Annotated in this window: 15 protein-coding genes; 11 read left to right on the forward strand and 4 right to left on the reverse strand. The window is 44.8% G+C overall.

The window, feature by feature from the left end; translation table 11 throughout:
* Nucleotides 1-189 precede the first annotated feature (189 nt).
* From ACVFI8_RS17365 to ACVFI8_RS17390, 6 genes are all read left to right on the forward strand, one after another.
* Nucleotides 190-1,209 (forward strand): LacI family DNA-binding transcriptional regulator, encoded by a 1,020-nt coding sequence (locus tag ACVFI8_RS17365; RefSeq protein WP_248712335.1) that lies wholly within the window; start codon nucleotides 190-192, stop codon nucleotides 1,207-1,209.
* Between the two features lie 294 nt (nucleotides 1,210-1,503).
* A complete protein-coding gene (locus ACVFI8_RS17370; RefSeq protein WP_457872073.1) occupies nucleotides 1,504-2,337 on the forward strand; it encodes an SDR family oxidoreductase in 834 nt (277 codons plus the stop codon).
* Nucleotides 2,337-3,350, forward strand: a complete 1,014-nt coding sequence (ltaE, locus tag ACVFI8_RS17375; protein WP_248712333.1) for a low-specificity L-threonine aldolase — start codon at nucleotides 2,337-2,339, stop codon at nucleotides 3,348-3,350. The genes ACVFI8_RS17370 and ltaE overlap by 1 nt, the downstream gene beginning before the upstream one ends.
* Before the next feature lie 15 nt (nucleotides 3,351-3,365).
* Complete coding sequence (locus ACVFI8_RS17380; protein ID WP_248712332.1) at nucleotides 3,366-4,637, forward strand: CinA family nicotinamide mononucleotide deamidase-related protein; 1,272 nt, start codon at nucleotides 3,366-3,368, stop codon at nucleotides 4,635-4,637.
* Nucleotides 4,638-4,691: 54 nt separating this feature from the next.
* Nucleotides 4,692-5,705: a protein-methionine-sulfoxide reductase catalytic subunit MsrP gene (gene msrP, locus ACVFI8_RS17385; protein ID WP_457872075.1), complete on the forward strand. Its 1,014-nt coding sequence runs from the start codon at nucleotides 4,692-4,694 to the stop codon at nucleotides 5,703-5,705.
* A gap of 8 nt (nucleotides 5,706-5,713) precedes the next feature.
* Nucleotides 5,714-6,337 (forward strand): sulfite oxidase heme-binding subunit YedZ, encoded by a 624-nt coding sequence (locus tag ACVFI8_RS17390; protein WP_457872077.1) that lies wholly within the window; start codon nucleotides 5,714-5,716, stop codon nucleotides 6,335-6,337.
* Here ACVFI8_RS17390 and ACVFI8_RS17395 read toward each other — a convergent pair whose 3' ends face one another.
* From ACVFI8_RS17395 to ACVFI8_RS17405, 3 genes are all read right to left on the reverse strand, one after another.
* Nucleotides 6,338-7,297, reverse strand: coding sequence for a sensor domain-containing diguanylate cyclase (locus ACVFI8_RS17395; protein ID WP_457872079.1), 960 nt, complete (start codon nucleotides 7,295-7,297; stop codon nucleotides 6,338-6,340).
* Between the two features lie 161 nt (nucleotides 7,298-7,458).
* Nucleotides 7,459-7,914 carry a lactoylglutathione lyase gene (gene gloA / locus ACVFI8_RS17400; RefSeq protein WP_248712328.1) on the reverse strand — a complete coding sequence of 152 codons (456 nt, stop codon included), beginning with the start codon at nucleotides 7,912-7,914 and terminating at the stop codon, nucleotides 7,459-7,461.
* A gap of 55 nt (nucleotides 7,915-7,969) precedes the next feature.
* Complete coding sequence (locus ACVFI8_RS17405) at nucleotides 7,970-9,844, reverse strand: MOSC N-terminal beta barrel domain-containing protein (RefSeq protein WP_457872081.1); 1,875 nt, start codon at nucleotides 9,842-9,844, stop codon at nucleotides 7,970-7,972.
* A 165-nt stretch (nucleotides 9,845-10,009) separates the two neighbouring features.
* Between ACVFI8_RS17405 and dinB the strand changes: the two genes are divergently transcribed.
* On the forward strand, nucleotides 10,010-11,095 hold the full coding sequence (gene dinB / locus ACVFI8_RS17410; RefSeq protein WP_457872083.1) for a DNA polymerase IV: 1,086 nt from the start codon (nucleotides 10,010-10,012) through the stop codon (nucleotides 11,093-11,095).
* Nucleotides 11,096-11,105: 10 nt separating this feature from the next.
* Here the strand turns inward: dinB and ACVFI8_RS17415 are convergent, their stop codons facing one another.
* Nucleotides 11,106-12,569, reverse strand: coding sequence for an aminoacyl-histidine dipeptidase (locus ACVFI8_RS17415; protein WP_248712326.1), 1,464 nt, complete (start codon nucleotides 12,567-12,569; stop codon nucleotides 11,106-11,108).
* Nucleotides 12,570-12,972: 403 nt separating this feature from the next.
* Here ACVFI8_RS17415 and ACVFI8_RS17420 point away from each other — a divergent pair, with 403 nt between their 5' ends.
* The 4 genes from ACVFI8_RS17420 (at nucleotide 12,973) to proB (ending at nucleotide 17,274) form a co-directional block, all read left to right on the forward strand.
* On the forward strand, nucleotides 12,973-14,262 hold the full coding sequence (locus ACVFI8_RS17420) for an NCS2 family permease (protein WP_248712325.1): 1,290 nt from the start codon (nucleotides 12,973-12,975) through the stop codon (nucleotides 14,260-14,262).
* A 96-nt stretch (nucleotides 14,263-14,358) separates the two neighbouring features.
* Nucleotides 14,359-15,588, forward strand: coding sequence for an alpha/beta hydrolase (locus ACVFI8_RS17425; RefSeq protein ID WP_248712324.1), 1,230 nt, complete (start codon nucleotides 14,359-14,361; stop codon nucleotides 15,586-15,588).
* A gap of 74 nt (nucleotides 15,589-15,662) precedes the next feature.
* Nucleotides 15,663-16,058: a sigma factor-binding protein Crl gene (crl, locus tag ACVFI8_RS17430; protein ID WP_248712323.1), complete on the forward strand. Its 396-nt coding sequence runs from the start codon at nucleotides 15,663-15,665 to the stop codon at nucleotides 16,056-16,058.
* 106 nt (nucleotides 16,059-16,164) lie between these two features.
* Nucleotides 16,165-17,274, forward strand: a complete 1,110-nt coding sequence (proB, locus tag ACVFI8_RS17435) for a glutamate 5-kinase (protein WP_457872086.1) — start codon at nucleotides 16,165-16,167, stop codon at nucleotides 17,272-17,274.
* Nucleotides 17,275-17,277: the final 3 nt, after the last annotated feature.

Genomic DNA, 17,277 nt, shown 5'->3' on the forward strand with positions numbered 1-17,277 from the left:
TTGCTTAATTAGTTGATGCAACGAACAAAAATTGTCGATAGCAGTAAAAATGAATACAAAAATTTAGATCATAGTTTACACTCTGTAGCACGGTTTCACTATCAAGTTTTGCTCCGTCTTGGTATAGTTTTGCCAAGATCGTGTTTCAGGTTTTGTTCTGTTTTTACAGATGATAAGAGGGTAAGTAATTTGGCCACAATTAAAGATGTTTCTCAGTTGGCGAATGTGTCGATTTCAACAGTATCTCGAGTAATTAATAACACTGCTCAGGTCGCACCGGAGAAACGAGAGGCCGTTGTTAGAGCAATGGAAGAACTTCATTATCGCCCTAACAGTTTTGCTCAAGCGCTGGTCAGTAAGCGTTCAGATTGTATTGGTTTAATTGTAGGTGATTTAGGCGGTGGTCCTTTCTTTGTGCAAATGATGAAAGGAATTGAAGAGATCGTCGATGCTTCTGATCGATACACCATTGTTATGTCGGGTCACCATAGCGCTGAAAAAGAACGTCATGCTATTGATATTTTGCTGCAGCGCCAATGTGACGCCGTGATTATCCACTCAATGGCCTTAAGTGATGATGAACTAAGAGAAGTGGCTGACTGTGATACGCCATTTATCTTTATCAATCGCTTAATTCCAGGTTTGGAACATCGCTGTGTATATTTAGATAATCATGAAGGATGTTATAAAGCGACTTCATTTTTATTAGAGAAAGGCCATAAAGATATCGCCTTCATTACCACTGATGATTTGTCATTTTCTGATGGTGTTGAACGTTTGTCTGGCTATCGCTTTGCCATGGAAGAAACCTCAGGTCCGCTTAATGAGCAGCTTATTGCTCGTGCTTATCCCGACGAAGTGGGGGGCAGTCAAGCTGTTGATAAGTTGTTAGAGCGTGGCGTTGAGTTTAGCGCAATTGTAGGATACAACGATTCTATGGTTGCTGGCGCACTGTCAGCACTACGTGATAAAGGGTTTGATATTCCAGGACAAATTTCCGTAGTGGGTTATGACGATAACCACTATGCACGCTTTGTCCACCCGAAGCTAACCACGGTGCGTTACCCCATTGAAGACATGGGTAAGCGAGCAGCGCAGTTGGCTGTAGATATTTTGGATACCAAGGGTCAAGAAATAGGGCCTAATATAATGGACTTGAAATTCCATCCTGAATTGATCGTTCGTGATTCTGCTGCCAATAAATCGTGATCTAATTCAAGTAATTACTATCTAGGCTGCTTGCAGCCTTTTTTTGACTTGTCTTGAAACCGTTTTCTGGTATCGTTTTCACATCGAGTGCAACTGTTAGCCGCATTTGAAGATTGAGTTTGAGATGACTTGATTGAAACTTTCCCGCTGTAATAAGGTTGTTAGATTTATTTAGCTTTTTCTAAATATCGACAACTTTAAAAAACTTGCTGTTACGACCTAATTTATTAGGTCGTTTTTTTTGCCTACGATTCACTGCATAATAGCCTTAATACTCTTTAACAGGGAAAGTACGTGATAAAGCGAATTAGTATTGTTGGCTGTGGCTGGTTAGGGTTACCGCTGGCAAAGAGCTTATTGCAAGATGGCTACCATGTGCTCGGCTCTAGGCGTGAGCTCAACGCGCTAGCAGAGCTAAGCGATCAGGGGATAGAAGCCTACCAATTGGATCTCATTCCACATATTTTTTCCAACGACATTCGCGCATTACTTAAGTGTGATTTGTTGCTTATAAACATTCCTCCTGGCCGAAAAACCAATACAGCAGAATTTCACATTGCTCAAATAAAGGCTTTATTACTGGCTGCTAAACAGCAGCAAGTAAAAAAAATACTCTTTATATCATCGACTTCGGTGTATGGTGCTCAACAAGGGGTGGTTGATGAAGTCACTACGCGACATGCCGAAAGTACTTCAGGAAAAGCCTTGAAACACATTGAAGATGAATTACTAAATAGCCGTGATTTTCAAGCCAGTGTTTTGCGTTTTTCTGGCTTAGTTGGCGGTCATCGTAAACCGGGCCGCTTTTTGTCCGGTAAAACCGTCAGCGGCCCGTTAAGCCCCATTAACATTATTCACCGCAGCGATTGTATTGGACTGATTAGCCAACTCATTAAGCGAGATGTTTGGGGCGAACAATTTAATGCCAGTGCTGATCTGCACCCCAGCAAGCAAGTATTTTATAGTTTGGCTGCCGAACAGCTTGGGCTGGCGCCGCCAAACTTTGTAGAAGGCGCTAGCAGCACTAAAGTGATTACCAATCAAAAAATAAAAGCGAGTTTAGCTTATCAATTTCACTATCCTGATCCGATGAAATGGTTGCAGGCTAATATTCAAGAGGCAGAGTAATGAGCGATTTTAGAAGTGATACCGTCACCCAGCCAACCCCAGCAATGCGCGAGCTAATGAGCAAAGCGGCAGTGGGGGATGACGTCTATGGTGATGACCCAACGGTCAATCGCTTACAAAGCTATGCAGCTGAGCGAATGGGGAAACAGGCGGCGCTATTTTGCAGTTCGGGTACCCAAGCAAACTTATTGGCCATCATGGCGCATTGCCAGCGCGGTGACGAGTATATTTGTGGTCAAAATGCTCACAACTACAAATATGAAGGCGGGGGCGCTGCGGTATTGGGCAGTGTGCAACCGCAGCCCGTAGAAAACAACGCAGATGGTAGCTTGTGCTTAAATAAGGTGAAAGCCGCGATTAAAGCAGACGACTTTCATTTTGCTAAGACCCACTTACTATCCTTAGAAAACACCATTGGTGGTAAAGTTCTGCCGATGGACTATGTTGCTAGTCTTCGCCCCTTTGTCGAGGAGCATCAATTAGCATTGCATTTGGATGGCGCTCGAATTTTCAACGCAATTGTAAAAACCGGTCAAGACGAACGTCACTTAGTCGATCCCTTTGATAGCTTTACTATTTGTTTATCTAAAGGCTTAGGTGCGCCGATTGGTTCTTTGTTGTTAGGCAGTGAAGAACTTATCGCTAAGGCAACGCGCATTCGTAAAATGCTCGGTGGTGGTATGCGCCAAGCAGGAATTATTGCCGCGGCGGGCCACTATGTCTTAGAAAACAATGTGGCACGTTTAGCGGATGATCACGCCAATGCTCGGTATTTAGCCGAGCAATTGGCTAGCATTGAAGAGCTTGAATGTGATGCCAGCGCGGTGCAAACCAATATTGTTTATGCCAGCTGTCGAAAGCAGCAATCAGTGGCCTTGGCTGCCGAGCTAGCAGAGCAAGGCATTTTAATGACAGCCGGTTCGCCAATGCGCTTTGTTACCCATTTAAATGTAAACCAACAAGACATTCAGCGCTTGGTGGTTGCAGTTAAAAAATTCTATGCAAGTCACTAACCTTAGGAGGCAATCATGAAAATTGAGATGCTAAGTACTGGCGATGAAGTCCTTCAAGGCGACATTGCCGATACGAATGCCGCCTGGTGTGGTCAAGTCTTAAATGAAATGGGTTTAGGCTTTAGTCGTCGACAAACGGTAGCTGATCAGCTTGATGATATTGTAGATGCGCTCAAGCAAGCGGCTCAACGCAGTGACTGGGTGCTGGTAAATGGCGGTTTAGGGCCAACCTCTGATGATTTAAGTGCCGAAGCAGCAGCCAGCCTTACCGGAAAACCTTTGCAGTTGAATACTGCGTGGTTAGCACAGTTACAGCAGTGGTATCAGTCACAAAATATAGTGATGCCTGAGAGTAACCTCAAGCAAGCTATGCTGCCTGAAGGGGCTGAATTAGTGGACAACCCAATCGGTACCGCATGTGGCTTCATTGTTGAGCATGCTGGCGCCAAGCTACTGTTTACCCCCGGTGTGCCTAGTGAATTTAAAAAAATGGTTATGCAGCAGTGGCTACCTCAATTACAAGCCTTAAACCCGGAATCTAATGGCGAAGTGAAACGTTTTTATACCTTTGGCTTGTCAGAATCTTCTCTGAGTGACCGTTTTGATCAACTAGAATTACCTAAAGGTGCACGCCTAGGCTACCGCTCCGCGAGACCTTCAATTGAAGTGAAGCTGTTCTACCCATCTAAAACGCAGCAGTTTGATCGACTGATTGAAAAAATACGTACCGAGTTAGCGGAGCACGTATTTACTGAAGATCAAGCCAATTGGGCTTTGCACTTACAGCAGATGATGATCGCCGCTGGCAAAAAACTGGTATTAGCTGAATCGTGCACCGGGGGGATGTTGGCCTCTGAGTTGGTGGCTGTGGCGGGGAGCTCTGCTTATGTTGAGCGTGGCTTTGTTACCTACAGCAATTTGGCCAAGCAGCAAAGTATTGGTGTTGCTGGATCTGTTATCGAACAGTTTGGCGCGGTTTCCATTGAGACTAGTCAGGCCATGGCCTTAGGTGCGCTCAAACATAGTGATGCAGATATCGCTTTATCAGTCACTGGCATTGCAGGGCCTAGCGGTGGCAGTGACGAGAAACCTGTGGGCACCGTGTGCTTTACCCTTGCGGAGGGCGAGCACTGCATTAGTCAGCAATTATTAATGAGTAACCGTTCTCGTTCTGTTGTTCGAGTCATGTCCACTGCAGTTGCCATGGATATGTTACGTCGCCATCTTACCGGTGTACCAGTCGTAGGCGAATATCAACACCTCAAGCGGATCGCTAGTAGAAATTAGCCAGTCACGAAATTAATTTGGCACTAGTGTGGTCTGTTACAAAAAGGAGATGCTATGTGGTTGAAATTTAAACGTGAATGGGAAGAGCCGGAATCAGCGGTGACTCCTGAGAACTTATTCAAGCAACGCCGTAATATTATCAAAGGCTTAGGGGTAGCAGGGGCAGGCAGTGTACTGTCTACTGCTAGCCATGCTGCGTCATGGTTTGGTAGTGACGATGACGAAGATAATAACGCTGCGATTGTACGTAGGGCATTGCAAAAAACTGATATACCTCCCTTACACAGTGATGCTTTAACCCCCGAATCTAAAGCTATTTCTCATAATAACTTTTATGAATTTGGTACTGCTAAAGACGACCCTGCAAAAAATAGTCGTCAGTTTAAAGCCTCACCGTGGAGTATTACCATTGATGGCGAAGTAGAAAAGCCGGTGACTTTAGATCTTGATGACGTGATGGCCAAAATGGCATTGGAGCAACGTATCTATCGTTTACGCTGTGTTGAAGCTTGGTCGATGGTGATTCCATGGGTAGGGTTTAGCTTGGCAGATCTGCTCAAGTCAGTTAAACCTTTGTCATCGGCTAAATACGTCGCTTTTGAAACTCTCTACGACCCTCAGCAAATGCCCGGTCAAAAAAATCGATTTTTAGGGGGCGGTATTAGCTACCCCTATGTAGAAGGTTTGCGCTTAGATGAAGCGATGAACCCGCTGTCCTTCATGGCTGTAGGCATGTATGGCAAAACCTTACCGGCACAAAATGGTGCTCCGCTGCGTTTAGTTGTGCCGTGGAAATATGGTTTTAAGAGCATTAAGTCGATAGTGCGGATTCATTTTTCCGCCACTCAACCTCCTACCACTTGGAATCTTTTAGGCCCTCACGAGTATGGTTTCTATGCCAATGTTAATCCGCAAGTGGATCACCCTCGTTGGAGTCAAGCTTCAGAGCGTAGAATTGACGATGCGGGCTTGTTGGGGCGCAAGCGTATCGATACTCAAATGTTTAATGGCTACGGTGAACAGGTGGCGCATTTGTATAAAGATATGGACTTAAGGCGCTTTTATTAGGGGGGCATGTGAACAAGTCGATAAATAGATGGTTAGCTAGCCACCAATGGCAAACGCGTACAGTTTTACATCTACTGTTATTAAGTCCGCTGATTTATTGCATATTGGCGGTGATTAATAATTGGTGGGGCGGGGATCCAGTGCAGGCTATCATCCACTATTTAGCAAATAGTGCGCTAAATATACTGATCATTACCTTATGTTTAGCGCCGCTGTCTAAGCGCTTTAAGCTACCAAGCTTATTGGCTTTTCGGCGATTAATTGGTTTATATGTCTTTGTTTATGCCTTGCTGCATTTAGCCGCTTACCTTTTAATAGACCTGGGCTTAGATTGGTCACTGTTTTGGCAAGAAACCCTCAAGCGCCCTTACATCTGGTTAGGAATGCTGAGCTTCGTATTATTATTCGCGATGAGTATCACTTCGTTTAAGACACTACAGCAAAAGCTGGGGCGTCGTTGGTTGCAACTACACGGTTTTATCTACCCTATTTCAATATTAGTGGTGATTCACTTTTGGTGGTCGTTAAAATCAGGGTGGATAGAGCCCGTTATCTATTTAGTGATAGTTGCTGGGTTGTTCTCATTGCGTAAAACGCCAATACAACGGTGGTTGCAAAGCTTTGCAAAGTAACTAATTGTCAGTGCCCCATAAACAATAATTGTTCTTTCCATCGTGTTTTACTCGATACATGGCTTGGTCGGCGCGATGCAGTATTTCGCCAAACTCTTCATTGTGACGGTGAAAGCTGCACATTCCAATGCTTAAGGTTACCGAGACTTCAATATGGTTGTATTTGAAAGGCAGGCTAAAGCTTGCTAACAATTGTTTGCAAAGTTGTTCTAACTTTTTAGGGTCGCTAAAGGGAATTAATAAGGCAAACTCATCCCCACCAATACGGCCTGTTTGGCCTTGCTCAGGGCAATTACTTTGGATTTGTTCAGCGCAAGCTTTAAGGATCCTATCGCCGGCTGTGTGCCCGTATTTGTCGTTTATCGGTTTGAATTTATCCAAATCTATAAACATTAAGGTACCACCTTGATTACCTATAGACTGGCAGTAGTTATCAAACTCGCCCTCAAATGCGTGTCGGTTTAGTAAACCGGTTAGGGTATCTTGGTGGGCCAACTTAGATAAGCGATGCTGGTCAATACGCAATTGGGTAACGTCGATATGGGTTCCAATAACCCTTAGCGGATTGTTATTGGTATCGTATTCTCGAATCGTGCCGCGATCTTTTATCCAGCGGGTGCTGCCGTCTTGGTGAATCATGCGGTATTCAATCGCGTATTCATCGTTGTCACCCTGAATCATCGAGTCAAATGCGCTAATGGCTAACTCTCTATCTTCAGGATGAAGGTTAGACTTCCAGTTTTCGTATAATGCTTCTTGTTTACTCGGCGATATACCGCAGATCTCTCCATATTCAGCGTTATATAGGCTGAGCTTTCCACTGGGAACATCTTGCTCCCAAAGCACTAGGCCACTATCGTCTAGGGAGATTTTAAGCAGATTTTTAGCTTCGTTTAATTGGGCTTTCAATTGCCGATTTTGCTCACGCAATTCGGCGATAATCTTGTCGCTTTCATCCATAAATACGGCTTAGATTTTTGTTATACAATTGTTAGTAGCTTATCAAAAAAAACTCGCGGTTTCCTACCCTAGTTTGAACGTTCGTTCCATATAATAAGGCGAAACACTTTATTATCGTGTATCGCCTTGTTTACAACGTTACTGTAAGGGTCAGCCGAGGCTTACCAAGAGCCGACGCTAGGCATAGATGCCCAAGGTTCTTGTGGTGCTAAAGATTTTCCTTGTTGCAGTAACTCAACTGAGATCCCATCAGGTGAAACGATAAATGCCATGTGGCCATCACGGGGTGGGCGATTAATGGTTACTCCCGCATTTTGTAGCTTTTCACATAAGCCGTAGATGTCCTCTACCGCCAAGGCTATATGGCCAAAATTGCGCCCACCGCTGTAGCTTTCTTGATTGCCATCTTCGTCTGGCCAGTTATAAGTTAGCTCTAGGCAAGGTGCGTCTTCAGCTTTGACGCGTGCTAGATCTTCATCTGCTGCCAAATAGATCAAAGAGAAACGACCTTGCTCACTCTCATAGCGGCGTGCTTCAGACATGCCTAACAAGTTACAATAAAAATTCAGTGAGTCATCGAGATCTTTCACTCGTACCATGGTGTGAAGAAACTTCATTTGGGTATTCCTATTAGTTAAAAATAATGACTAATTATGGTTGCTAACTAAGTATTTAATCTTGAGTAATACACACGTCGCTAGAGGGAACACAGCTACAGCTTAAAATATAGCCTTGCTGCTTCTCTTCTTCGGTTAAGCCGCTGTCTTCAAGTACATTTACTTCACCGCTTTGTAGCATTACCTTGCAGCTACCACAAAATCCTCCGCGGCATGAATAACTGAGGTTCAGGCCCGCTTGTTCGGCTTGTTCTAATAGGTTTTGTTGATTATTCCCTTCAAGGTAAGTATCCCAACTATCAAATAAGATGTTGACGGTTTTGGCTTCTATCGCTTCATGGTGTTGCTGGCCAAAACTCTCTTCGAAGTAATCTGATTCGTGCACCCCTAAGGCTAACAGTTGTTCTTTAGCACTTTGCATAAAGGCTTGTGGACCACAAACAAAAACCGCTCGTTGTTCTAAATCTTCGATATCCATTAGCATGCCGCGATTTAATCTACCTTGGTAACCTTGCCTGTGGCTGCTCGCTTGTTGAGTTAGGGTATAACGTAGGCTGCATTTTTCCAGTTGTTGATTAATCAGCGCTAACTCTTGTTCAGCAATCAGATCTTGTTCGGTGTGGGCGCTATGTAAAAACACGATGTCTTTTTCAATGTTCATATCGCTTAAGTAGCGAAGCATAGACAGCATTGGAGTCACACCGCTGCCCGCCGAGAGCAGCAATAGCTTTTGGTTCCGAGTTTGCTCTAAATGAAAATCTCCGCTAGGCGCATGGGCGTTTAAGTTCATACCTGGCTTAAGATTGTCGTGTAGCCAGTTAGATGCTTGGCCATTCACCACTCGTTTTACGGTGATAGCCAAACGCTGTGGGCGGCTTGGTGAGCTAGACAAGGTATAATTACGACGCACGGGTTTACCGTTTATCTCAAATTCAAAACCTAAGTATTGGCCTGGTTTATATTCACTCGTTAAGTGTTTAGGAAGCTCAAAAACAAAGGTCTTTACATCGTGAGTGTCTAGTTTTACTGCTAAACATTTTAAGCTAACCGCTTCACCTTGCTGCCATTGGTGTTGGCTGGTTGCTGGCGCTGCGCGTTTCTCTGCATTATCAGGGTAAACGTCTGCCTTGCGGGTTTCTAATATTTCAATGGTATCGTAAAGGCTAATTTTGCCACTGTTTAGGGCCACCACATTTTGACCAAAATAAACATTGCCGTCTTCACCTTGGCGGTATTTAGCGAAAGTACTTAGTGGTTCTTTGTTCGGATGAAATTGGCCTGTAGCTTGGTCAAGCGTGGTGAAAACGCAGCGTGAACAGGGGTTTTGTACCTCAAACTCCACGTCGCCAATGCGGAAGCGCTTCCAACCGTCTTCAGCAAAAGCCTCGGTATTTTTAACCACTAAGTTAGGGCGAAATTGCGCCATGCTATGGTGAGCGCTAGAACGCAAATTTAGATCCTCTAAAGAGGCTTCTGAAATGAGCAATAACGGGTAGCCGTCGGCAAACGATACTTGGCTATCTTTGTGTTTCACTTTGCGTGTGGATTGTTCACCAAAAAACACCAAGTGGCAATGCTCACCGAGATACTCACTAAACCAATTATCGTAGCTGTTATGGCAGTGCTGTGCTTGCACGCTGTCTTTCCAAATCATTACGGTGCGGTAATTATCAGAAAAATCAGCATAGCGTAAGTCTAAGGCAGGCATATTTGGTGCGCGTAAATGCAAACCTGAGCGATTAAGTGCACTATGAATTTGAGCCAGTTTAGGGTGAGTTCGCGCTGTGATTTGAACGCCGTCAGGCTGACAGACAACAAAACGCCTATCAAAGGCTAAACCATGTTCTTCAACATAAGCATGATTTAGGTGGATCCCCGCAGTAGATTTGATCGGGTAAATACTCAGTTGACTAACACGTGCATCACTCACAGCTAAGACTTCCTTAATCGAAATTCGTTTTTCAATATTACTCAAGCTGTTGCATTCAAGCTACAGCTAATTAGCGTATTAAGCAGTGAATATTGTTGTTCTCTAGCTTGGCATTTTTCGATATCAACTTTACACTGTCTGTATGTACAGTAAAGGTGTGCCACATTGACAGCATTCGCATCAACTCAGCGCAAGATTATTCACGTAGACATGGATTGTTTCTATGCCGCTGTGGAAATGCGCGACCAGCCAGAGTTAAGCAACGTTCCGCTTGCTGTGGGGGGGATGCGAAGTGGTCGCGGAGTGCTTACTACCTGTAATTATCTTGCGCGACAATATGGTATTCGCTCTGCGATGCCCACCCACAAAGCCTTGCAATTGTGCCCTAAGTTAGTTTTGGTGCCACCACGTATGGCGGCTTATCAGGAAGCAAGCAAACAAGTACAAGCTATTTTTCATGATTACGCTGACGCAATAGAGCCATTATCGCTAGATGAAGCCTATTTAGATGTGAGCAATAGTGAGGCTTGCCATGGTTCTGCCACGCTTATTGCCGAGCAAATCAGACGAGACATTGTTAACAAAACCGGCTTAACGGCTTCTGCAGGCGTTGCGCCGATTAAATTCTTGGCCAAAATTGCTTCCGATATGAACAAACCAAATGGTTTGTTTGTGATTAAGCCTGAGCAAGTGAGCGAGTTTATAGAAACCCTTGCGCTCGAAAAAATATCGGGGGTGGGCAAAGTCAGCATTGAGAAGCTACACCATCAAGGCCTTTATACTGGTGGTGACATTCGCCGTGCAGAGCGAGATAAGCTGAAACAACTTTTTGGCAAATTTGGCGATATGCTGTGGATGCGCTGCCAAGGCGTAGACGACCGTGAAGTGAGTAATGATCGTAAACGGAAATCGGTAGCAGTAGAGCGTACTTTTGCACAAGACGAGGGTAACCCAGCTGTTTTAATTGAGCGTTTATTGGCTCTACTGCCAGAGCTAAAAAGGCGCAGTGAAAATCACCTAAAACAAGCCAAAATGAATAAACTTGGGGTGAAAGTTAAATTTGCTGATTTTCAGCAAACCACGAAAGAGCAGCAATGCCAGCATATTGATGAGTCAACCTTGCTTGAATTATTTGAAGAGGCGCTAGCGAGAGGAAAGGGTAAAGCAGTGCGTTTGATTGGTTTACATATTGGTTTAGCCCATGAACAACAAAACCAGTCACCACAACTGGTTTTGCCGTTTGAGCCATAAAAGGCTGTGTTTAAGCCTTAGCTGGGATGTTGTTTAATACTGAAAGTAATAGCTGCCAGTATTTTTCTACTGCGGCAATTTCTACTTTCTCATCGGGGCTATGCGGGAACTTAATGGTAGGGCCAAATGAAGCCATGTCCCAATTAGGATAAGCGCTTTTGAATAAACCACACTCTAAACCTGCGTGTATCACCATTACATTAGGGCATTTGCCAAACAACTCTTGGTAGCTTTGTTGGACCACTGTTTTCATTACTGAGTCGTTTTCTGGCTTCCAGCCAGGATAAGCCCCAGAGAATGTTACTGTGGCAGACGTTAGGCTAAACAGTGAGGCAAGGCTTGCTTCTACCTGAAGACGACTTGAATCTATCAATGAGCGCACCAGGATCTTAATATCAATGCTCTCTTCTGACTGGCTAATTACCCCTAAGTTGAGCGAGGTTTCAACTACACCGACAACGGTTTGGCTCATGCTTACTACGCCATTGGTACAAGCATTTAGACTGGCGATGATTTGTTGTGATAGTTGATTGGTCAAGCTTTGACTTGGTCTATCAATGGCTTCACAGCTAAGCGCTAAGTCTGTTTCTACCAAGCCGAACTCATTGATGAGCTGTTCACGTTGTTCGGCCATGAACGCGGATAAATCGGCTTGTTGTTCGGCCTTGTAAACTAATGTGCAGCTTGCTTCGCGAGGAATGGCGTTACGTAAGCTACCGCCTTGAATTTCACACAATGTAGGTGCAAAACCTTGCTGTTGCATAGCGGCTACAATACGCACCATTAATTTGTTAGCGTTAGCGCGGCCGGTATCAATGTCGCAACCAGAGTGGCCACCTTTTAAACCCTTCAGTTGCAGTTTAATGGCGAGCTGTTGAGGAGTCGTTGCTTGGTATTCAGTGGCGAAGCTGGCACTAGTATCACCGCCGCCAGCACAGCCCATGTAAACTTCACCTTCTTGCTCAGAGTCGGTATTAATCAGTAGTTGACCCTCTAATACGCCGGCTTGCAATCCGAAGGCGCCGGTCATTCCTGCTTCTTCATCGATGGTGAACAGTGCTTCAATCGGGCCATGAGCAATATCACTGCTGGTTAATACGGCTAAGATAGATGCGCCACCAATACCATTATCAGCGCCCAAGGTGGTGCCTTCTGCTGTTACCCATTCGCCATCAATGTAGGGGCGGATCGGGTCTTTAGTAAAATCGTGCTGAGTATCATTATTTGCCTGCGGCACCATATCAAGGTGAGCTTGCAAGATAACGCCTTGTTTGTCTTCCATGCCTGCGGTGGCAGGTTTTTTGATGATCACGTTACCAGTGGCATCTTGAAAATGCTCAAGCTTGTGCTCGGCTGCTAGGGCCATAACCCAATCAATCATTGCTTGTTCATGTTTAGATGGGTGAGGTATCGAACAGATTGTTTCGAAATGCTGCCACAAACTCTGTGGTTGAAGAGAAGATAGTGTAGACACAATGCCACCTTATAAACTGTATTTGTAGAATCAATGCAACTGTATCAGCTCAAAATCGTGAATATAAGCCTATTTAATCGGTTTTACGCAGAATATTTGTTTAGAAACAAGTATTCACTCACTTTACACCCCGTGGCTCCTTGAGCCCTAGCATGATAGTGCCTTCCAATAAAACAAGAGCGTTGGTAGAAAAACCAAATATGTGTTCAATTTTAGTCAATGTTAACGTTGTGAGTTGGTATTTTTAGTTTATTTTGCTGATCTAGCGCAGTTTGGCGTCAACATACTGTGGCATCTTGATTGGGCCGCGAATATAATGCCCGCGATCGTTACTGCCATCACAAAAGGAAATTTTGGCAGTGGCCTACATTACCTAGAGTTTGTCCAAGGAACATACACCACCATGTTAGAAAAATTATTTAAACTAAAGGCTCATGGCACGAATGTGCGAACTGAAGTTGTAGCAGGTATGACAACCTTCTTAACCATGGCCTACATTATATTTGTTAACCCTAGCATGTTAGCTGCTGCAGGCATGGACCAAGGAGCAGTGTTTGTTGCGACTTGTTTAGCCGCTGCAGTGGGTTGTTTCATCATGGGCTTTTATGCCAACTACCCTATTGCTCAAGCCCCAGGCATGGGATTAAACGCATTTTTCACCTACGGTGTTGTGCTTGGCATGGGCCATACTTGGCAAATCGCCTTGGGTGCGGTGTTCTTATCGGGGGTTATCTTCATTTGTTTGAGCTTATTTAAGGTTCGCGAATGGATTATCAACTCTATCCCACAAACTTTGCGTGTCGGTATTGCTGCTGGTATTGGTTTGTTCCTAGGGTTTATTGCATTGAAAAACGCCGGGATTGTGGTCGATAATCCAGCAACATTGGTTAGCCTAGGACACCAAAACCCACACCAGATGATTTTAGCCGCGCTAGGTTTCTTCTTAATCATTGGCCTTGAATACCGCAAAGTAAAAGGCGGTGTACTGATTTCAATTTTGGCCATCACGGTTTTATCTATCGTACTGGGCTACACCCAATACGGCGGCATCATCTCTATGCCTCCAAACCCTGCGCCGACGTTCCTACAGTTGGATATCATGGGTGCATTAGATGTCACAATGATCAGCGTTATCTTTGCCTTCTTGTTTGTCGACTTGTTTGACACCGCTGGTACCCTAACTGCAGTGGCTCAACGCGGTAATTTACTTGACGAAAAAGGCCGTTTACCTAATTTGAAAAAAGCTTTATTAGCCGATTCAAGCGCAACCATTGCAGGCTCATTATTGGGGACTTCAAGCACCACTTCTTACATTGAAAGTGGCGCTGGCGTAGAAGTGGGTGGCCGCACGGGTCTTACCGCTGTGGTAGTGGGTTTGTTATTTGTGTTGGCGTTGTTGTTCTCGCCATTGGCAGGAATGATCCCCGCCTATGCAACCGCTGGCGCGCTATTTTATGTGTGTACGCTAATGTTATCTGGCCTAGTCAATGTTGATTGGACCGACTTAACTGAAGCTGCGCCAGCAGCAATTGTGGCTATTTTAATGCCGCTGTCTTTTTCAATTGCCGACGGTATTGCTTTAGGCTTTATTTCTTATGCGGCCATTAAGCTGTTAGCGGGTCGCCATAAAGATGTTCCGCTAAGTGTTTGGGTTTTAGCTGTTGTATTTGTACTTAAGTTTGCTTTCTTCTAAAGCCAGTTAAATCGCTAAACTACCAAGGCCGTCACCGTGTGACGGCCTTTTTTTATGGTATATTTTGCTCACTGATAAATATTTAGGCTTATTGTTGTGAAAGAAAATCTATCTGAAGTGTTGTTTAAGCCGCGGATAAATGTGGTTGAGACCTCGTGTGTTTCCAACTCTTTAGCTGCCCAGTCTACCGCTGATGGTCAAGAGGATGGGCGTAACTGGTATCGCTTGTTACGCAGAGAATACTGGGCGTGGCTAGGTTTAGATCCGATTGAAACAGAGCAACTATTTGCCAATATAGCGATGAGTGATAAACCTCGCACCAGTGAGTTGCTCGATACCGTGGCAGGCTACCAGCCTGGCAACTGGAATTACGAGTGGACTCAGCGCGCTGTTCGTCATCAAACCAAGGCAAAAAAGGCTGGCGACGAGGGGGACAAAGACTTAGCGTATAAAGAGTTCTTGAATGCCAGCTATAGTGCCACTATTGCCGCTTATCCTCATTTCAAAGGTGATGATATCGCTGCCACAGCTCAAGCGTTAGCGCATGGTAATTTTGTATCCGCTATGGAGCACAGTGATTACGTCTGTAAAACCATCGAAATCCCTATTGATGGTAAAAAAGTGTCCTGCTATTTGCACTTACCCGATACCGACTCGGTGAAACCAGTGGTACTAGTTAGCGGTGGTTTAGATACCATTCAAACCGAGCTATATCCCCTGTTCGAACGTTTTCTCGCCCCTGCTGGTATTGCGATGTTGTGCATTGATTTGCCTGGGGCTGGCCATTGTATTAATTGGAAGTTACAGCAGGACAGCAGCCGCATTCATCTCGCGGTATTAGATTACCTCCCCGAGGTGCCTTGGGTTGATCACGCTCGAGTCGCCATGCTCGGTTATCGCTTTGCCGGAAATGTTGCCGCTCGCTTAGCGTTTATTGCGCCTGAGAGATTGCGAGCGGTGGTTACGATTGGTTCTCCGGTCGATCGTTTGTTTAGTGACATCCAACGTTTTCAATCGTTACCGCAGATGTATAAAGACTGCTTAGCTAACCGAAGTGGGGTGAATGCAGCCAACACCGAAAGCTTATTTTATCGTTGTTTGCCTTTATCGTTAAAAACCCAAGGAATACTGGGAGGCCCTAAAACTCAATTACCGATGTTTGTCGTAGGGCGAAAAAATGACCCCATTTGCCCCGAAGCTGATGTTTCTTTACTAAATATGGCATCGCCTTATGGTGAAGTTGAAATGTTAAGAGAAGTCGATTCCTTACAAAACTACAACCAAATCTTCACCAAGGTCACGCTATGGCTACAAAAGCAATTGTGATTTTATTTAATTGTGTTCATTATGGGTAAACGAAACGTTACTTAAACATTAATCACTATGGAGAGATTAAGCGCATGGAAGTGACTTGGCCAAGCCATGGAAAGTTAAATACTAAATTTACCGCCATAGGGCCGTATTTTCGTAAAGAACATAGCAGTACAGAGATGTATTTTTTTGACTGTCTAGCCACCTGTGTTAGTTCAAAGCCAGCCGCTGAAGAACGTGAATTTTATGGCTGGTGGCTCGAGCTGCGAGTTAATGAAAGTAGTTTTGAATATCATTATTGGTATGGGCTATACGATAAACAAGGCGAATGGCAGGAAGGTGCTATTCCTCGGAAACATCAAAAAGATGTTCAACAGTCTCTAGATGTGTTCTACCAAAAGCTGGTAGATGCGCTCGACAAACTAGAGTTGAATGTTAGTGCTGCTCCGTCTTTATCCCCCAATTTGGCTCTTCCGGCAGCTTAAGCCCAAGAGTTCCGCAAAAAAAATGGCGCACAGGCTCTGTGCGTCAGATTATTATCAGGTAGAATACTCGCTTTGCGTTTTAGCCGAGTTGGAATAGAAAACAAGCATGTCGAAGCAAACCATTGTAGTTAAGTTGGGCACCAGTGTGCTGACGGGTGGCACCTCTAAACTTGATCGCGCCCATATGATTGAGTTGGTGCGGCAGTGTTCGTTGTTGCGAAAAGCAGGCCATCAGCTGATTGTGGTTACTTCTGGCGCGATAGCGGCGGGGCGCGAACACTTGTCACTGTCTCACGCAAATATTGCTCCTACTATCGCTAATAAACAAATGTTGGCTGCCGTTGGCCAAAGTCGTTTAATTCAAACGTGGGAAAGCCTATTTGGCATTTATGATCTTCATGTCGGGCAAATGCTATTAACTCGTGCTGATTTAGAAGACCGCGAACGCTTTCTAAATGCTAAAGACATGCTTAAAGCCTTGTTAAATCATGGCATCGTACCGATCATTAATGAAAACGATGCCGTGGCTACTGCAGAAATAAAAGTCGGCGATAACGATAATTTATCAGCATTAGCCGCTATTTTAGGCGAAGCGAACAAACTATTATTACTCACCGATCAGCCCGGTTTATTTACTGCTGATCCACGCAGCAACCCAGAGGCGAAGCTCATCGAAGAAGTGGCGGAAATTAATGCTTCAATTCGCGCTTTAGCAGGAGATAGTGTGGGGGGCTTAGGTACCGGTGGTATGGCTACTAAGCTGCAAGCCGCTGAAATTGCTGGCCGAGCCGGCATTGAAGTAGTGATTGCCGCAGGTCACAGTGAAAATGTTATTACCCGTTTAATTGAAGGGCAAAGTGTAGGCACGCGGTTCCCTGCTACCAATACACCGCTAGAAAACCGTAAACAATGGATTTTAGCTGGGCCGCCTCCACACGGAGAATTGGTATTAGACGACGGCGCTTGTAAAGCCGTAGTAGAACGAGGCTCTAGCCTGTTACCAAAAGGGATTATTGCCATTAAAGGCGAGTTTAATCGGGGTGACGCAGTGCGCTTGGTGAATGCTCAAGGGCTGGAGATTGCTCGTGGTATTTGCCGCTATCAAGCCACCGACATGAATTTAATTAAAGGCCTGCATTCAGAGCAAATAGATAAGACTCTGGGCTATGGCTACGGATCAGTTGCGGTTCACCGTGACGATTTAGTATTGAAATAGGAA

This window comes from Agarivorans sp. MS3-6 (genome assembly GCF_054112545.1).

Excerpts from the sequence above, each read along its gene's own strand:
- ltaE (WP_248712333.1), top strand. The coding sequence starts at position 2,337 with ATGAGCGATTTTAGAAGTGATACCGTCACCCAGCCAACCCCAGCAATG.
- ACVFI8_RS17380 (WP_248712332.1), top strand. The coding sequence starts at position 3,366 with ATGAAAATTGAGATGCTAAGTACTGGCGATGAAGTCCTTCAAGGCGAC.
- msrP (WP_457872075.1), top strand. The coding sequence starts at position 4,692 with ATGTGGTTGAAATTTAAACGTGAATGGGAAGAGCCGGAATCAGCGGTG.
- ACVFI8_RS17395 (WP_457872079.1), bottom strand. The coding sequence starts at position 7,297 with ATGGATGAAAGCGACAAGATTATCGCCGAATTGCGTGAGCAAAATCGG.
- gloA (WP_248712328.1), bottom strand. The coding sequence starts at position 7,914 with ATGAAGTTTCTTCACACCATGGTACGAGTGAAAGATCTCGATGACTCA.
- ACVFI8_RS17420 (WP_248712325.1), top strand. The coding sequence starts at position 12,973 with ATGTTAGAAAAATTATTTAAACTAAAGGCTCATGGCACGAATGTGCGA.
- crl (WP_248712323.1), top strand. The coding sequence starts at position 15,663 with ATGGAAGTGACTTGGCCAAGCCATGGAAAGTTAAATACTAAATTTACC.
- proB (WP_457872086.1), top strand. The coding sequence starts at position 16,165 with ATGTCGAAGCAAACCATTGTAGTTAAGTTGGGCACCAGTGTGCTGACG.